The sequence below is a fragment of the Flavobacterium glucosi genome (assembly GCF_048286535.1).
Classification (GTDB): Bacteria; Bacteroidota; Bacteroidia; order Flavobacteriales; family Flavobacteriaceae; genus Flavobacterium.
Genome location: NZ_JBLVPK010000001.1, coordinates 1 through 15,969, shown reverse-complemented (window position 1 = coordinate 15,969; position 15,969 = coordinate 1). Strand labels below are relative to the sequence as shown.

The 15,969-nt window shown below is 34.0% G+C and carries 19 protein-coding genes and 1 tRNA gene; 6 read left to right on the top strand and 14 right to left on the bottom strand.

Features of this window, described 5'->3' with window-relative positions:
* Positions 1-112 precede the first annotated feature (112 nt).
* Positions 113-1,327: a PIN-like domain-containing protein gene (locus ACNQGD_RS00100; protein WP_417997885.1), complete on the bottom strand. Its 1,215-nt coding sequence runs from the start codon at positions 1,325-1,327 to the stop codon at positions 113-115.
* A 388-nt stretch (positions 1,328-1,715) separates the two neighbouring features.
* Positions 1,716-3,086 (bottom strand): saccharopine dehydrogenase family protein, encoded by a 1,371-nt coding sequence (locus ACNQGD_RS00095; protein WP_417997884.1) that lies wholly within the window; start codon positions 3,084-3,086, stop codon positions 1,716-1,718.
* A 176-nt stretch (positions 3,087-3,262) separates the two neighbouring features.
* Between ACNQGD_RS00095 and ACNQGD_RS00090 the strand changes: the two genes are divergently transcribed.
* The 3 genes from ACNQGD_RS00090 (at position 3,263) to ACNQGD_RS00080 (ending at position 6,615) form a co-directional block, all read left to right on the top strand.
* Complete coding sequence (locus tag ACNQGD_RS00090; protein WP_417997883.1) at positions 3,263-3,655, top strand: DUF423 domain-containing protein; 393 nt, start codon at positions 3,263-3,265, stop codon at positions 3,653-3,655.
* A 74-nt stretch (positions 3,656-3,729) separates the two neighbouring features.
* Positions 3,730-5,331, top strand: a complete 1,602-nt coding sequence (gene pckA / locus ACNQGD_RS00085) for a phosphoenolpyruvate carboxykinase (ATP) (RefSeq protein WP_417997882.1) — start codon at positions 3,730-3,732, stop codon at positions 5,329-5,331.
* Between the two features lie 183 nt (positions 5,332-5,514).
* Complete coding sequence (locus tag ACNQGD_RS00080) at positions 5,515-6,615, top strand: DUF4407 domain-containing protein (RefSeq protein WP_417997881.1); 1,101 nt, start codon at positions 5,515-5,517, stop codon at positions 6,613-6,615.
* A gap of 76 nt (positions 6,616-6,691) precedes the next feature.
* Here the strand turns inward: ACNQGD_RS00080 and ACNQGD_RS00075 are convergent, their stop codons facing one another.
* The 7 genes from ACNQGD_RS00075 to ruvC form a co-directional block, all read right to left on the bottom strand.
* On the bottom strand, positions 6,692-7,402 hold the full coding sequence (locus tag ACNQGD_RS00075; RefSeq protein ID WP_417997880.1) for a PH domain-containing protein: 711 nt from the start codon (positions 7,400-7,402) through the stop codon (positions 6,692-6,694).
* Positions 7,403-7,471: 69 nt separating this feature from the next.
* Entirely contained in the window at positions 7,472-7,843 is a 372-nt protein-coding gene (locus tag ACNQGD_RS00070) for an MmcQ/YjbR family DNA-binding protein (protein ID WP_417997879.1), read from the bottom strand.
* Positions 7,844-7,868: 25 nt separating this feature from the next.
* Positions 7,869-8,654: a cyclase family protein gene (locus tag ACNQGD_RS00065; RefSeq protein WP_417997878.1), complete on the bottom strand. Its 786-nt coding sequence runs from the start codon at positions 8,652-8,654 to the stop codon at positions 7,869-7,871.
* A 39-nt stretch (positions 8,655-8,693) separates the two neighbouring features.
* Positions 8,694-8,978, bottom strand: coding sequence for a GIY-YIG nuclease family protein (locus tag ACNQGD_RS00060; RefSeq protein ID WP_417997877.1), 285 nt, complete (start codon positions 8,976-8,978; stop codon positions 8,694-8,696).
* A gap of 34 nt (positions 8,979-9,012) precedes the next feature.
* Complete coding sequence (hemW, locus tag ACNQGD_RS00055; RefSeq protein WP_417997876.1) at positions 9,013-10,161, bottom strand: radical SAM family heme chaperone HemW; 1,149 nt, start codon at positions 10,159-10,161, stop codon at positions 9,013-9,015.
* Positions 10,162-10,273: 112 nt separating this feature from the next.
* Positions 10,274-10,645: a four helix bundle protein gene (locus ACNQGD_RS00050; protein ID WP_417995513.1), complete on the bottom strand. Its 372-nt coding sequence runs from the start codon at positions 10,643-10,645 to the stop codon at positions 10,274-10,276.
* A gap of 72 nt (positions 10,646-10,717) precedes the next feature.
* Complete coding sequence (gene ruvC / locus ACNQGD_RS00045) at positions 10,718-11,272, bottom strand: crossover junction endodeoxyribonuclease RuvC (RefSeq protein WP_196852764.1); 555 nt, start codon at positions 11,270-11,272, stop codon at positions 10,718-10,720.
* A 55-nt stretch (positions 11,273-11,327) separates the two neighbouring features.
* Between ruvC and ACNQGD_RS00040 the strand changes: the two genes are divergently transcribed.
* The gene (locus tag ACNQGD_RS00040; RefSeq protein ID WP_417995514.1) at positions 11,328-12,314 is read left to right on the top strand and encodes a hypothetical protein; all 987 of its coding nucleotides are present in this window, start codon (positions 11,328-11,330) and stop codon (positions 12,312-12,314) included.
* A gap of 7 nt (positions 12,315-12,321) precedes the next feature.
* On the top strand, positions 12,322-13,422 hold the full coding sequence (locus tag ACNQGD_RS00035; RefSeq protein WP_417997875.1) for a glycosyltransferase family 2 protein: 1,101 nt from the start codon (positions 12,322-12,324) through the stop codon (positions 13,420-13,422).
* 133 nt (positions 13,423-13,555) lie between these two features.
* Here the strand turns inward: ACNQGD_RS00035 and ACNQGD_RS00030 are convergent, their stop codons facing one another.
* Both ACNQGD_RS00030 and ACNQGD_RS00025 read right to left on the bottom strand, forming a co-directional pair.
* A complete protein-coding gene (locus ACNQGD_RS00030) occupies positions 13,556-14,032 on the bottom strand; it encodes a hypothetical protein (protein WP_417997874.1) in 477 nt (158 codons plus the stop codon).
* A gap of 42 nt (positions 14,033-14,074) precedes the next feature.
* The gene (locus tag ACNQGD_RS00025; RefSeq protein WP_417997873.1) at positions 14,075-14,464 is read right to left on the bottom strand and encodes a hypothetical protein; all 390 of its coding nucleotides are present in this window, start codon (positions 14,462-14,464) and stop codon (positions 14,075-14,077) included.
* A gap of 51 nt (positions 14,465-14,515) precedes the next feature.
* Here ACNQGD_RS00025 and ACNQGD_RS00020 point away from each other — a divergent pair, with 51 nt between their 5' ends.
* On the top strand, positions 14,516-15,016 hold the full coding sequence (locus ACNQGD_RS00020; RefSeq protein WP_417997872.1) for a DUF456 domain-containing protein: 501 nt from the start codon (positions 14,516-14,518) through the stop codon (positions 15,014-15,016).
* 99 nt (positions 15,017-15,115) lie between these two features.
* Here the strand turns inward: ACNQGD_RS00020 and ACNQGD_RS00015 are convergent, their stop codons facing one another.
* From ACNQGD_RS00015 to ACNQGD_RS00005, 3 genes are all read right to left on the bottom strand, one after another.
* Positions 15,116-15,364 (bottom strand): GIY-YIG nuclease family protein, encoded by a 249-nt coding sequence (locus tag ACNQGD_RS00015; protein WP_417997871.1) that lies wholly within the window; start codon positions 15,362-15,364, stop codon positions 15,116-15,118.
* Positions 15,365-15,499: 135 nt separating this feature from the next.
* Positions 15,500-15,748 carry a GIY-YIG nuclease family protein gene (locus ACNQGD_RS00010; protein WP_417997870.1) on the bottom strand — a complete coding sequence of 83 codons (249 nt, stop codon included), beginning with the start codon at positions 15,746-15,748 and terminating at the stop codon, positions 15,500-15,502.
* 65 nt (positions 15,749-15,813) lie between these two features.
* Positions 15,814-15,890, bottom strand: a tRNA-Asp gene (locus ACNQGD_RS00005).
* Positions 15,891-15,969 lie beyond the last annotated feature (79 nt).

The window sequence follows — 15,969 nt, the reverse complement described above, 5'->3', positions numbered from 1 at the left end:
GGACTAAATTAAGATTTGTTTTTCAGTTAAGCACGAATTTCCAAAATATAAGACCAATTTCAAATTAAGCCTAAAACCGAAAATTCGTGAAATCGCTGTTAAGCACAGTTTTTTATAATTCGCTATCCTTTTCATAAAGAAATTTTCTTAATCGACTATTAACATCGATGTAATTATCATTTTTTCTATTTTTCAGTGTACTTTTTTCTAAATCGGATATACGATTAATTAGCTCGTTTTTCTCTTGATCAAATGCTGCTTTATGTATACCTAAATTGTGAATGTGCTCGTGAATTTCGTCATTTGGGTGTGCGTCGGAAATTAAATTGTGGATATGGATTTCTAATTCATGTTTTTTATGATTGATCTCGTTAACTCTGTTTTTATAATATTCAATTTCTTCGTTGATTTTCAATTCTTTTTCATTGAATTTGAATTCGTTAAAGCGTAATCTTTTAATTTCATCCATTTCAGCCTTTTTCATAGCTTGAATTTCTTGTAAAGCTTTTTCATTAATTTGCTCATTTAAAAATGATTGCCCATAACTTAAAAACCTTTCTGAAGAATACATGTGAAAATCAACATTTGCTTGATTTTTAATTTCTTCAACAAGTTCTTGTCTTGGTCCCATATTTCTACCATCTTTTATTTTCCACCACCAATCAATTTTACGTTCATCTGTGATAAGAATAACATCTTTCTTTAATTCTTTTGCTTTCTCAATTACTTGTTTCCATAATATTAAATCGCCAAATTTACGCGTTCCATCTTTCGTTTTTTCATCCTCAAATCCTGGAGGGATTTTCATTTTATATCTTTCGCTTCCTTCTTTATAAATTTCATCTAAAATTTGTTTTGAAAAAGGCTCCGTAATTCTATTTTCGAAAAGGTTTGAGATTTTATTATAAATAGGATCATCTTTTAAATAATCACAGTATTTTTGGATACTTTCTTGAACCTCTGCATTCACATCTTCAAATACTGAATTTAAAGTTTTATCTATTTTGGTAGATAGAAAAGGAGGTTTATTTGTAGATTGTAAATCTTTTTGAATTTGTATGATTTTATCTAAAAACTCTTTATATGCTTTTTCTTGTTCTGCTATAACTTCGTATCTATTTCTGTTATATTCTAGTCCAGCTTGATGTGGTAAATAAATTTGTTTTGAAAATTTGCCAATCAAATCTAAAATTGTATCTCTCGTTGAATCAGAATATCTATAAAGATTCAGTAATACATTTGTATCAAAAAGAATAATTCCATTTCCCCAAATTTTCTTAATTTCAATTTCAGACTTTTTACAATAACCTGGAAAAGTTTTTTTCATTTATGTTCGATTTAAAAAAAAATTGTGCCTAACTTATATATAACCAAAACAAACCTTACAAAAAGCACCCAAATCAAGATAGATAAATTGAGGTTTGTTTCACCTTGCGTTTCCAAATATATTAAAATTTTCTTACAATTTAATAAAATAAACGGCGTATCAATGGAATGCCTTTCGTGAGGGATGGTAGCGAAAATCCTTTATGTTTTTTCTTTAAAAACATAAAGATTGCAGCGAACAGCCCGACCCGAAGTTGCGAGGAGGAACGACGAAGCAATTTGCAGGGTCACGCCCATACTTCGGCTACGCTCAGCATAAATAAAGAATTTTAAAAAACAAATCCGCTTCAAAAGGAGCGGATTTATCAAACTAAAAATCTAAAAAACTACTAACTAAACTCTTTATCCGGATTGTATCCTAAATACGACATGGATTGTTCCTTGAAAACAACACCGTATTCCTCTAATTCTTTTAAAATAGGCACATACACTTCCTTGCGAATGGGCAATTGCACTCCGGGAGTCGTGATTTTACCATTCAATATTAATAAAGTTGCCATCGCAACGGGTAAACCCACTGTTTTTGCCATGGCTGTATACGTTTGATCGTCGCCAATACAAACCATTTTGGAATCTATTTGTTCTTTTTTGCCATGTATTTCGTATCCAAATTTGTGATACATGACAATCATATCTTTATCATCTTGTTGAAGCGTCCAACTATCAGTCAATATTTTCTCTAAAATTTGAGCTGGAGTAGCATTTTTCAAACTTACTTTTTTATTCGGATTGAACAAGTCTAATTCTAACAATTTGTCCCACATGATGTCATCCTGATCTATCTTAAGAATCAAACGAGTCTTGATTTCCACTGAATCCGTTGGATGATACGGCAAGAAAGAATTTACAAATTCTCTGTAACTCATATTCTCAGAATCCTCCATGATGTAACTGTCATCTGTCATTCCTAACTGCACAAACATATTCCACGCTTTAGAAAAACCAACTCTCCGAATCGTTCCTCTATATAAAGTAAGTACATTATCTAACCCATACACATTGCGATATTTTAGGGAATCCCGGTTTGAATAGGCTTCAAATCGTCCATATCCTTCTACATCCAGAAACTCAGTTCTACGGAATAAATTACAGTACGGTATGTATTTATAAGTTCCCTCTTGAATAAATTTGGCAGCGCCTCCCTGTCCAGCGAGAACTACATTGCGTGGTGCCCAGGTAAATTTGTAATTCCAAAGATTCGTATCGGATTCTGGAGCTACAAGACCGCCACAAAAGGATTCAAAAAGCAGCATTTCTCCACCTTTTTCTTTAATCTCATCAATCACTTTCATGGCACTCATGTGGTCAATTCCAGGATCGAGCCCGATTTCATTCATGAAAATCAGATTGTTTTCTTTGGCTGCAGCATCTAACTCCTGCATGGCATCACTCACGTAGGAAGCGGTAACCAAATGTTTTTTATAAATAATGCAATCCTTAGCTACCTCAATATGCAAATGAGCCGGCAACATCGAAATAACAATATTAGCTTTCTCAATAGCTGCTTTTCTTTGATTTTCATCAAAAATATTTAGGGCAATCGCCGTTGCATTGGGATGATTATTTGTCTTTTTTTCAGCTAAAGCCAAAGACAAATCACCAATTATAAGATGCAAGTTCTCTTTTTCTGATTTACTTAAAAGATAATGTATCAAAGATGAAGCTGATCTTCCTGCCCCGATGATTAAAATTGTTTTCATTTTTTATAATTATAACACAAACATACAAAATTGTTGTATTTATAACAAATAGTGTTACGAAAAAATTATGCAAGAAGCGAAATCTGATTTACGTTTAATCAACCACTAAAAAAGTATCTCCTAAAACGTTTTTGATTTAATGACAGATGAGATACTTTTGTAATAAAAAAATCAAGATGGACAAAAGAATACTTTCAACAGGAGCTATTTTAGGAATGATTGCAATAATTCTTGGTGCTTTTGGCGCACATGCCCTAAAAAAAGTATTGTCTATTGAACAATTATCTACTTTTGAAACCGGTGTACGCTACCAAATGTACCATGCGTTATTTTTATTGTTTATTGGGCTAATGAAAGACATCACTCAAAAAGCTAAAAAAGCAATCTATTTTTTAGTCCTTTTTGGTGTACTTTTATTCTCAGGGTCCATTTATCTTTTAGCGACAAACGACCTTACTTCTTTTGATTTTAAAATTATAGGATTCGTGACTCCCATTGGGGGACTCCTATTAATAGTGGCCTGGGGCGTTTTATTGATGAATATTATCAATAAAAAATCACAAAATTAAAAGAATCAAAGGCTATCTGAAATATAATTTCTACTTTTGCAATCTATAAAAAGAAACTACACAACAATAAATTTATGGTCAATAACACGCTTTTCTCGCAATCGATTTCGTTAAAAGAATTAGGAATTGAAAATGTAAAAATTCATTACCAGTTATCCCCTGAAGAATTACACGACATAACAATAAAATTAGGTCAAGGAATTGAAAGTTCAACTGGTGCATTAGCCGTAAATACAGGTGAATATACTGGCCGTTCTCCACAAGACCGCTATATAGTAAAAGACAGCATCAGTGAAAGTCAAGTTTGGTGGGGGAAGGTAAATATCCCTTTTGAATCAGATGCTTTTGAAACACTTTATAACAAAGTAACCTCCTATTTGTCCAACAAAGAAGTTTATGTAAGAGATTCATACGTATGTTCTGATCCAAATTACAGATTAAATATTCGTGTAATCACAGAAACTCCTTGGGCAAATTTGTTTTGTTACAATATGTTTTTAAGACCTGAAATGGACGAATTAGCAAACTTCGATCCAGACTGGACTTTACTTTGCGTACCTAGCTTTATGGCAGATCCAGCTGTAGACGGAACGCGTCAGAGCAATTTTGCAATTCTTGACTTTACAAGAAAAGTAGTTTTGATAGGCGGAACTGGTTACACCGGTGAAATGAAAAAAGGGATTTTCTCTGCATTGAATTTCATTTTACCTGTTTTCAAAAACACGTTGCCAATGCACTGTAGTGCCAATGTTGGAAAAGACGGTGACACAGCCATTTTCTTTGGATTATCAGGAACCGGAAAAACAACTTTATCAGCAGATCCAAACAGAAAATTAATTGGTGATGATGAACATGGGTGGACTAATGAAAATACAGTTTTCAATTTTGAAGGTGGTTGTTATGCAAAAGTCATCAACCTTTCTGAAGAAAACGAACCCGACATTTTTAGAGCTATAAAAAAAGGAGCAATCCTAGAAAATGTAGTATTCAAAAAAGACACCAATCAAGTTGATTTTGAGGATACTTCCATCACACAAAACACCAGAGTTAGTTATCCTATTTATCATATTGATAACATTCAACCGGGTTCTATTGGAGAAAACCCCAAAAATATATTTTTCTTAACAGCCGATTCATTCGGAATATTGCCTCCAATTTCTAAACTGACTCCGGGACAAGCTGCGTATCATTTTATTTCTGGTTACACGGCAAAAGTTGCTGGAACTGAAGCTGGAATTACAGAACCGCAACCTAATTTTTCGGCTTGTTTTGGTGCACCATTTATGCCATTACACCCAACAAAATATGCTGAAATGTTGAGTAAAAAAATGAAAGATGCCCATGTAAAAGTTTGGTTAATCAATACGGGTTGGACGGGTGGTCCATACGGAATAGGAAGCCGAATGAAATTAAAATACACACGTGCCATGATTACCGCAGCATTAAACGGAGAATTAGACGACGTTGCGTATGAGAATCACAAAGTATTTGGAATTGCAAAACCGCAAACCTGTCCAAATGTTCCTACTGAAATATTAAATCCGAGAAACACCTGGGAAGACCCTGAACAATACGATAAAAAAGCGGTGGAATTAGCTCAAAAATTCAAAGCTAACTTCGCCAAATTTGAAGAATTTGCTAATGCCGAAATTATGGCAGGAGCACCATTAGCTTAAGTTAATATTAATTCAAAACCAATAGAGCCGTTCGTAAAGAGCGGCTCTATTTTTATGTGTAAAAATTGTTAATTAAAAACATATCAAGTATTTACAACAATACTTATTTTTTGGCGTTAAATTTGTAATCATCAATCACCCGAGCTAGAATAGCGAACTGGCGAAGCAATCAAAAAATCAATCATGTTAAAACAATTTTTTATCCTTTGTTCCGGAGCTGACAAAGACCTTCTTAAAGGTTGTTCCGAAGGTGAACAAACCAAGTATGTTGGTATTGGCGCCACCGTTTTCTTCACCGCTGTTATGGCTTTTCTAGCCAGCTCGTATGCACTTTTTACCGTCTTTGACAGTATCTATCCCGCAATCGCATTTGGTATCGTTTGGAGTTTGCTTATATTCAATCTGGATCGTTTTATTGTTTCCACTATTCGAAAAAGAGATAAATTCGGAAGTGAATTTCTGCAGGCTACTCCCCGTATTATTTTAGCAATAATCATTGCAATAGTGATTTCGAAACCATTGGAAATTAAAATCTTCGAAAAAGAAATAAACACGGTTTTATTGAAAGAGAAAAATGCCATGACTTTGAATAATAAAAAAGAAGTAGCGAATTATTTCAAATCAGATTTAGACAAGAACAAAGCTGAAATAACCAGTTTGAAATCGGAAATTGCCAAAAAAGAAAAAGAAGTCAATACCCTTTACGAAACATACATTACCGAGGCAGAAGGAACTGCAGGAACTAAAAAAATAGGCAAAGGACCCGTTTTTAAACAAAAAATTGCCAAACATGATCTAGCCAAAAAAGAACTGGACACCTTACAAAAAACCAACTTAGCTAAAATTGCTATAATGGAGAAAAACACTAAAACCCTCCAAACCGATTTAGACAAGAAAGTTACCGAAACCCAACCTATTATTGACGGATTTGATGGTTTAATGGCAAGAATCAATGCCTTGGACAAATTACCTTGGTTGCCTTCATTTTTCATCATGTTGTTATTTCTCGCTATAGAGACCTCCCCTATTATTGCAAAACTTTTATCCCCTAAAGGTGAATACGACTATAAATTAGAAGATCTGGAAACAGCGTTGAAAGCAACAATCGAACAAGACAAATACCAACGCACTTTGTTGGTAAAAACTAGTGCTACGATGCATGATAAAGTCTACGGAGATATTGCTGACGACACCAAATTGTATGATTTACAACGAAAAAATGCTACCGATTTATTAGAATTACAATCCAATAATTTTGTAGAAAAGCAGAAAAGAACACTGTAAGTCTAAAGTCTAAAGTCATAAAGTCAAAAGATACTTCATTACCTTTTGACTTTATGACTTTCGACTTTAAGACTAATTACATATAACTCAAAATTTCCTTTTTGAAAGCATCATATTCACCTTGCAAGATCAATCCGTTGTCAAGCAATTTTTTATAATTCTGTAATTTTTCAAAAAGTTCATCTTGTGATAAATCACTTAAGGATTTGTCTTTTGATGGTATTCCTACCTCTTCGAATTCTTGATTTTCAGCAGTGAAATTTGGCTGTGAAACCGGCATTAATTCAGCAAAATTAGTTACTTCTTCCGTTTCCATTTCTTCGATGATCTCCACTTCTTCCATTGGAGCAACCGGAACTTCATCAATAACGGTTGCGTTTAATACAGTGCCAACTTTCAAGATATCCAATTGCTCTTTGGCATACGTAAAAATCTTTCGAGCCTGAATTTTAGGAATATAATCAATCGAAACCTCCATATTTGTTCTGGTTGTAAAAGAAAACTCAGATCCTAGAATATTTTCTTTCACAAAAGTTCCTTCAATCTCGTCCCAAGTGTAATCAATAAAATTCATCGAAAGTCCCAAATTTTTTGGCTGACAAATGATGATTCTTTTATTCGTCATTACAATACTATCCGGCAAAACGGTAATCGCTGGTTTTTTTTGAACAGCGATATAGCCTATTTCTTCATTTTTCATCAATAAATCACTCAATTTAGAAGCGATTTTTTCGATGGCTTTTGGATCTTGTTCTTCGTTTAAAAACTTCTTAAATTGTTCTTTCATATGATATGCTGAATTTATTTCAGTATGTGTTTGTAATTTTTATTCTGAGTTTCTTCGCAAAAGTAATGCCTAATTTTCTAATTCTTGAATTTCACTCTGCAATTTCTTTGTTAAACTTTTGAGAACCAATCCATAGGAATGATCAATCAACTCCTTGATAAGCACATCCGGAACGGAAGCATTTATCGCAATTGTATTCCAATGGGTTTTACTCATGTGAAAACCCGGCTGAATGTCATCGTATTCAGCACGTAATTCCTGAGCGTGCTCCGGATCACATTTCAAATTGACAGACGGCTGTTCTTTCTCCCATTGATTTAAAGACGACAATGCAAACATTTTTCCGCCCACTTTAAATACTAATGTATCTTCATCAAAAGGGAAATGTTCTGTCACTCCTTTTTTAGACAAACAATATTCGTAATATGCTTCTAAGTTCATTTATGAAATTATTTTCATTCAAAATTTATAATTCAATATTCAAAATAGCATACAAAACTGGTTTACTGGGACTCGCATCATTCTCGAAAGATGCGATTTGTAAATTCAGTAAATAACCGCCGTCATCCACTTCGTCACCCACAAAAACCATCTCGGTAATCGTACAATCCAATCGCGCATCAGCATTCAGATTGTTGACATCAGTTACATTCCAAAAGGCTTTGTGTGCCAATAATTTTCCATCATCTTTTTCTTTATCAACGCTTGGCAAATCAATCAATAAATGTTTAATCCCGCTTTCGCGAATGAAACGCGCGGCCTCTTCAGAAAGATAAGCCGGATTGGTATTCGAATATTTTAAAGACTTTTTTATTTTAAAATTAGGAAGTGTTCTAATAATTAGAGCTTCTTTTAAAACACCTAACTTCAATGTCACATCGAGCGCAGTCGAGAGGCTATCCCTTGTAATCACCGAATCTTCTCCTTGCAGTTCCGGCACAACCGATACCAATTCAGCCAAAAAGAAAAACTGTTTCAACGATTGATTAATGCTGTAAAATTCGCGTGTAATGTGCCCCAAACATTCGGTGTGAGTTCCATGTCCGTGTGGATTGAAGAAAATAGTATTGAAATTGGTAGACGATTTCCCTTCGGAAACTTTGCCGATCCAATCCCCAAAAACCACGGGTTCAATTACTGGCTTATCAATGTACCAAGCAATTGGATTCTCGTCAGTATTCGTTAAAGGAATCGAAATATCAATGGGTTTTGATAAATCGATTTTAAATTCGTTGTTGATGGTTGCTAACATTTATGCTGAATTTATTTCAGCATCTCATCTGGAGATACTTTATAAGTTCAAATATAAATCTTTTAATTCAGGATTTGAAAGTTTTGCAATATTCCATTTCCAATCTTTATGCCAATTTTTAAGTTGTTTTTCTCTTTTAAAAGCATCACTTAAATCATCAAACTCCTCAAAATAGATTAAAATTGTAGCATTATATTTTTTTGTAAAAACTCCGCCTATACCACTTCTATGACAATCAATTCTATTTTTAAGATTTTTGGTAGCTCCAACATACAAAACAGTGGCATTTTTATTAGTCAAAATATATGTAAATCCTTTTTTCACACAAGAATCAATTAAAAATTAACAGATCCTGAAACTAGTTCAGGATAAACAAATCACTTGCAATTCCATCTGTCAAAAACTTTCCTTTTGGCGTAGGTTTCAAGATATTGTTTTCGATAAAAACTAAATCATCATCAAGGAATTTCTGTGCCTGTTTGTTCAGATATTTCAAATATTCATCCCCAAATTCCGTTTTTATTCTATCCAAAGAAACGCCCCAAATCGTACGCAAACCCGTCATAACATATTCGTTATAGCAATCAGCTGTCGAAAGGATTTCTGTTTCATTTGGTACTTTATTTTCTTGAATGGATTTCAAATAAATTGAATTATTCGAAACATTCCAACTTCGGGAAATCCCATTATAACTGTGCGCCGAAGGACCAATCCCCAAGTATTTTTTTCCCAACCAATACGCCGAATTATTCTTGGAAAAAAAATTGGGCTTCCCAAAATTCGATAATTCATAATGGATAAAATCATTGGCTTCGAGCGTTTCGACCAAAATAGCAAAATGTTCTTGGGCGACTTCATCTTTAGGAGCCGCAATTTTTCCTGTCTGTATGAGTTTATTCAAAGCGGTTTTGGGTTCTACCGTCAACGCATAACTAGAAATATGCGGAATCCCAAAACTCAAAGCTGTTTCTATATTTTGTTTCCATTTTTCATTGCTCATTCCCGGAATTCCATAAATCAAATCAAGGGAAATATTGTCAAAATATTTGGTAGCTTCTTCCAAACATTTTTTGGCTTCCGCCGAATTATGAGCACGGTTCATCAGTTGTAAATCTTCTTCAAAAAACGACTGGATCCCAATACTTAGTCGGTTAATTTTACTTTTAGCCAATTCGATTATTCGTTCCCTTGACAAATCATCCGGATTGGCTTCCAATGTGATTTCAGGATTTTCCGAAACAGAATAATTGCTATAAACTGCCGCAATTAAAAAATTAATTTCTTCGGGTGTTAAAACTGAAGGTGTTCCACCACCAAAATAAATGGTTTCAATTTTATGGTCACTTCGAGCGCAGTCGAGAAGCTCAAACTCACTTTTACGCATTTGAATTTCTTTGGCAATAGCCAAAACCATTTCTTCTTTCTTCTTCATCGAAGTTGAAAAATGAAAATCGCAGTAATGACACGCCTGCTTGCAAAAAGGGATATGGATGTAGATTCCGCTCATTTATTAGTGTTCAGTTTTAAGAAAGTGGTCAGTGGTCAGTTTTTTAGTGTCCAGTCATGAGAAAGTGTTCAGTGAGCAGTTATTTAGTAATCATATATGTACTGAATACTAATCACTCCTTTTTAACTCCAAACTTTTCAGGGTTCAATATCATATAATTAACAAGTTTTCCAATTTCTAAACTTTCAGAAATAAATTCCTGATAAATAGCTTCGGAAATATATTTACAAGACACAGCAAACTCTAACCAAACTTGAGTCTCTGAATTTTCTCCATCAGAATCGGTCAACTTACTATAAAAATGTTTTGGGTAAATCCTCTTTCTATATGCTTCAGCAATAGTTGCGGGAACACTCCTTGAAGAGCGCCGAATTTGATCTGTCAATGAATAGGTTTCTTCCTTTGGAAATGATTTTGTTATTTCAAAAATCTTCATTGCTAATGCAAATGATTTTTTATAGGCCAATAAATCTTGAAATCTCATGTGTACATTTTTAAAACTGAATACTCTAATTTAATCAAAACTACTGAACACTAAAAATCTGAACATTGATCACTATTTTTTAACTCGTTCTTCGTTTTGTTTTACAAAAGCATCCCAGCCGGTATAACTTTTGGCACCCACTACTTTCCCTGAATTGAAAAAATGACAAACCGCGGCTGCTAATCCATCGGTACTATCAAGATTTTTAGGTAATTCTTTCAGTCCTAAAAGTTGCTGAAGCATTTTGGCAACTTGCTCTTTACTGGCGTTTCCGTTTCCTGTAATTGCCATTTTTATTTTCTTGGGTTCGTATTCCGTAATCGGAATATCTCTGGAAAGCCCTGCTGCCATAGCTACACCTTGTGCGCGTCCTAACTTCAACATCGATTGTACGTTTTTACCAAAGAAAGGCGCTTCAATTGCAATTTCGTCTGGATTGTGTGTATCAATCAACTCAATCGTACGTTCAAAAATAATTTTCAGCTTTTGATAATGATTGTCGTATTTAGACAATTGCAATTCGTTCAGTTGCAAAAACTCCATTTTTTTATTGACAATTTTTATCAATCCAAAACCCATAATCGTCGTTCCTGGGTCAATTCCTAATATGATGCGTTCGTTTGACAAAAGATTTGTTTAAAGTTTAAAGTTCGAAGTTCAAAGTTTTTGTTTCTTTGTAACAATGATTTCAATTCCACACAAAACTAAGCAATTCCTCGTACTTCTAATCAAACTTTTGATTGTGGGCGGTGCGTTTTATTTTATTTACAATCAATTGGCAAATAACGACAAACTGGATTGGCAAAAATTCATCGTTTTATTCCGGAAAAACCAGTCCATTGGCGGAATCGCGTTTATTTTGTTATTGAGTGTTTTGAATCGGTTTTTTGAAATCTTGAAATGGCAAAACTTAGTCGCATTTATCCATAAAATCTCTTTGGGAGCAGCAACAAAACAAGTTCTCGGCGCATTAACCGCGGGACTTTTTACGCCGAATGGCGTAGGAGAATATGCCGGAAAAGCATTGTTTTTTGATAAATCAAACACTAAAAAAGTGATTTTCCTAAACCTGATTTGTAACGGAATCCAAATGATATTGACCGTTATTTTTGGAATTTTCGGGTTATTGTATTTCAATGCGCAGTACAATGTGATTACCACAAAAACGGTAGCACTGCTTTTTGGAATTCTAATCCTCCTTTTCATAGTTCTATTTTCGTTCAAAAAAATAACTATAAAAGGGTATTCTATCGAAAAACTGATTCATAAAATTAATGAAATCCCAAAATCGATTCATCAGAAAAATATCTTTTTAGGCATTTGCCGTTTTTTGGTTTTTTCGCATCAATATTACTTTTTGTTTCTGGCTTTTGATGTTGACTTACCTTATTTAATAGCTATTGCTACGATTACAAGCGTTTATTTTCTAGCGTCCTCTTTGCCCACTTTTCAGTTTTTGGACTTTGCTGTAAAAGGAAGTGTGGCGGTTTATTTCTTCGGGATTCTTGGCGTAAACGAATGGATAGTGATTTTTATAACCACACTTATGTGGTTTTTGAATGTGGTTTTACCCGTGATAATTGGCACTTATTATGTATTGAATTTTAAAATCATATCCCCGCCCGAAGCTTTGGGACGTTCCAAAGGAGAGGGAGACGAAACTTTATAAAATAATTATGATTACAGTTGTTTTATACCTCATAATCCTCTCTTATTGCTTAGCGATAATTGTACTCATTTATGGTTTTACCAAAGTAAAAACAATTGAATATACTGGGGTAACGCCAAAAACAAAATTCTCGATTATTGTTCCTTTTCGGAATGAAACTGAAAATCTACCCATTTTATTAGAAAGTTTATCCAAGTTGAATTATCCAATGAAATTATTCGAAGTGATTTTGGTTGATGATTTTTCTGAAGAAGAGTTTAAAATTCCAAGTTTAAAGTTTAAAGTTTCAGTTATAAAGAACATTCGGGTGTCTAATTCGCCCAAGAAAGATGCGATTGTAACTGCGATGCAAATTATAAATACGGACTGGATTATCACCACCGATGCAGATTGCACCCTCAATACAAACTGGTTACTGACATTGGACAATTACATTCAGCTTTATGCTGTTGCGATGATTGCCGGCGCGGTTACGTATGATTGTGGTAATTCATTTTTGCATCATTTCCAGCAATTGGATCTGGCGAGTTTACAAGGTGCAACCATTGGGAGTTTTGGTATCAACAAAGGATTTATGTGCAATGGCGCCAACTTTGCTTACACGAAATTCTTTTTTCAAGAGCTGAATGGTTTTGAAGGAAACGATGGAATTGCAAGCGGTGATGATGTTTTCCTTTTGCAAAAAGGGGTTGCGAAATCTCCTGAAAAAGTTCATTATCTAAAATCTCAAAATACAATTATCACTACAAAACCATTAAACGATTGGAAGTCGTTGTTTCACCAACGCGTTCGTTGGGCATCGAAAACAAGTTCGTATCAAAATGCTTTCGGAAAAGGATTGGGAATATTAGTTTTTGCTGGGAATTTAGGTTTGGTTATAGGTTTTGGATGCTCGATGCTTTGCATTATTCCGTTTCAAAATATAGTTTCGCTTTTCCTTTTAAAATTTCTTGTTGATACCGTTTTGATTTATAAAGCCAATCATTTTTTAACCAAAACCAAAATGCAGTATTTAATTTTGAGTAGTTTGTTCTATCCTTTTTTTAGTGTGAGCGTGGCTTTGTATTCGTTGTTTGGAAAATACGAATGGAAAGGGAGAAGATTTTAGATTGTAGATTTTTGATTTAACGCATGGTTAAAAAACTAAAACTGTCCGTTTTTAGCTTATAATTATTGGAGATATCTAAAGGTTTACTGAAATCAAAAATCTTTAATCTTCATTCGAAAATCCTTTTTAATAACTACTCCACTTTAAGAATGACCGGAAGTATAAATTGTGTTTTTACAGGAATTCCTCGCTTGATAGCTGGATTTATTTTGGGGAAACCAACCAAACGGGCTTTCAGAATACTGTCAATTTTTATTTTGTCGTAGGTTACGGAATCTTTTGGAAAGTGAGGCTCAAATTGCAGGGTTGCATTTGGAAAAACAGTAACCTTTACTTCAATCGTATCCAGTTCAGGATAGAGAATCGAAAGGGTGTCCATGCTCAACTTCTCTTGAATCAGCTGCGTTAAAACCTCAAAAAAACACTGTTGGCGTTGTTTTTTATCTTCTATTTTTTCACAATCAACTACTGATGGGTATTCATCGACTTCTTTCCAGTTGATGGATTTCAGTTCCTTTTGCAACAATTCCTTTTCCAAAGGAATTTGCTTGTCAAAGTATTGACAGGAATTAAAAAATATAAATACTAAAAAGAGGTAATACTGCTTCAAGGTTATGTTTTTGAATTGGACTAATATTGTATAAAAATACAATTATTTTTTTTGAGAGGCTTTCGAAAGCAAATAATCTTCATAGTTTTCAGCAAACCATTTCTTTTTGTTTTCGGCAGCGATTTCTTTTTGATCTGGATACAAAGCTGCCAATCGATCTGAATAAACAGCAATCTGAATCGTATATTTATAGAATTCCTCCTTTGTCAATACTAAATTTGGATTTGATTTTTTATCGGAAAACTCAAAAAATAGTGCATCAAACTCTTTCAAGGAAAAATTTAATACTTTTGCTCTGTTCTCATTGTAAATGGTCTCTTTCAAAAGCATATCATTTGTGCGCACTATTTTCTCCTGAGCGTTTACTGACCAAAAAGAAAGCGTTAAGAGGAACGTTACTGAAAATAATTGTATTAATTTAATTCTGTTCATTAGCTAGATACGTGTTGCTTTTGTGCTTTCAAAATTACTAAAAATAAACTTATGGATATATTACTTTTAATTCTTGGTTTCGCATGCATTATTACAGGTTTATTTGGCAGTTTTTTACCGGTTTTACCCGGGCCAAGTGTGAGTTGGGTTGGGCTGGCATTACTTTATTTTACGAATGCTGTTCCAGCAAATTATTGGATTTTAGGGATTGCTTTGTTAGTCACTGTAATCATATCGGTTTTAGATTACGTGATTCCGGCCAAGGGAACCAAAAAATTTGGGGGAAGTTCCTATGGCATTTGGGGGACAAACATTGGATTGATTGTTGGAATTCTTGCTCCTGTTCCTTTTGGGTTCATTATCGGCCCTTTTGTTGGCGCACTGATAGGAGAACTTATTTATGATTTTAAAGACCATAATCGAGCTTTGAAAGCAGCCGCAGGTTCCTTTATGGGTTTTCTTGCTTCCAGCTTTATAAAATTTGTAGTATGCGTAATGTATTTGGGATTATTTGTGTGGATTGTATGGAACTATAAATCCCTGTTGTTTTAATGTACCGTTAGTTTTAAGAACTCTTTTTAAAAGAAAAAGGCTTTCTGGGCGGGACTCGAACCCGTCTCGTCCCAAAAAACGAGATGACAGGCAAGTGTTCTATTCAGCCTGAAAACTCTTTAATAATCTTTCTATCGAAGCAACGTTAAGCTTTTTCAATCGTAATTCTTCTCTTAACACTTCTGTTTTTGTTTCAAATTCTTTGAAATACACCAAAACCCATGGGCTTTTGCCAGAAGTGTATCGGCTTAAATCAGTATTGTGTTCAAAAATACGCTTACCGAGATCTTGTGTAAATCCTTTGTAAAATAATCCTTGATGATTTTTTATGATGTAAACAAAATACATATCGATACTATTTGAATTTTACAAAAACAAAAAAAGCTTTTCTATTACGAAAAGCTTCTTATTACTGGTCTCGTTTTTGGAACGAGAGGACTTGAACCCGTCTCGTCCCAAAAAACGAGATGACAGGCAAGTGTTCTATTCAGCCTGGAAACTCTTTAATAATCTTTCTATCGAAGCAACGTTAAGCTTTTTCAATCGTAATTCTTCTTTTAATACTTCTGTTTTTGTTTCAAATTCTTTGAAATACACCAAAACCCATGGACTTTTTCCAGAAGTGTATCGACTTAAATTAGTATTGTGTTCAAAAATACGCTTACCGAGATCTTGTGTAAATCCTTTGTAAAATAATCCTTGATGCTTTTTTATGATGTAAACAAAATACATATCGATACTATTTGAATTTTACAAAAACAAAAAAAGCTTTTCTATTACGAAAAGCTTCTTATTACTGGCGGTCTGGACGGGACTCGAACCCGCGACCCCATGCGTGACAGGCATGTATTCTAACCAACTGAACTACCAAACCAGTATTTTAATCTACAACATTCTAATACGCTAATATAGTTTTTGAATCGAACCCGTCTCGTCCCAAAAGACGAGATGAC

Excerpts from the sequence above, each read along its gene's own strand:
- ACNQGD_RS00100 (WP_417997885.1), bottom strand. The coding sequence starts at position 1,327 with ATGAAAAAAACTTTTCCAGGTTATTGTAAAAAGTCTGAAATTGAAATT.
- ACNQGD_RS00095 (WP_417997884.1), bottom strand. The coding sequence starts at position 3,086 with ATGAAAACAATTTTAATCATCGGGGCAGGAAGATCAGCTTCATCTTTG.
- ACNQGD_RS00090 (WP_417997883.1), top strand. The coding sequence starts at position 3,263 with ATGGACAAAAGAATACTTTCAACAGGAGCTATTTTAGGAATGATTGCA.
- pckA (WP_417997882.1), top strand. The coding sequence starts at position 3,730 with ATGGTCAATAACACGCTTTTCTCGCAATCGATTTCGTTAAAAGAATTA.
- ACNQGD_RS00080 (WP_417997881.1), top strand. The coding sequence starts at position 5,515 with ATGTTAAAACAATTTTTTATCCTTTGTTCCGGAGCTGACAAAGACCTT.
- ACNQGD_RS00075 (WP_417997880.1), bottom strand. The coding sequence starts at position 7,402 with ATGAAAGAACAATTTAAGAAGTTTTTAAACGAAGAACAAGATCCAAAA.
- ACNQGD_RS00070 (WP_417997879.1), bottom strand. The coding sequence starts at position 7,843 with ATGAACTTAGAAGCATATTACGAATATTGTTTGTCTAAAAAAGGAGTG.
- ACNQGD_RS00065 (WP_417997878.1), bottom strand. The coding sequence starts at position 8,654 with ATGTTAGCAACCATCAACAACGAATTTAAAATCGATTTATCAAAACCC.
- hemW (WP_417997876.1), bottom strand. The coding sequence starts at position 10,161 with ATGAGCGGAATCTACATCCATATCCCTTTTTGCAAGCAGGCGTGTCAT.
- ACNQGD_RS00050 (WP_417995513.1), bottom strand. The coding sequence starts at position 10,645 with ATGAGATTTCAAGATTTATTGGCCTATAAAAAATCATTTGCATTAGCA.
- ACNQGD_RS00040 (WP_417995514.1), top strand. The coding sequence starts at position 11,328 with ATGATTTCAATTCCACACAAAACTAAGCAATTCCTCGTACTTCTAATC.
- ACNQGD_RS00035 (WP_417997875.1), top strand. The coding sequence starts at position 12,322 with ATGATTACAGTTGTTTTATACCTCATAATCCTCTCTTATTGCTTAGCG.
- ACNQGD_RS00025 (WP_417997873.1), bottom strand. The coding sequence starts at position 14,464 with ATGAACAGAATTAAATTAATACAATTATTTTCAGTAACGTTCCTCTTA.
- ACNQGD_RS00020 (WP_417997872.1), top strand. The coding sequence starts at position 14,516 with ATGGATATATTACTTTTAATTCTTGGTTTCGCATGCATTATTACAGGT.
- ACNQGD_RS00015 (WP_417997871.1), bottom strand. The coding sequence starts at position 15,364 with ATGTATTTTGTTTACATCATAAAAAATCATCAAGGATTATTTTACAAA.
- ACNQGD_RS00010 (WP_417997870.1), bottom strand. The coding sequence starts at position 15,748 with ATGTATTTTGTTTACATCATAAAAAAGCATCAAGGATTATTTTACAAA.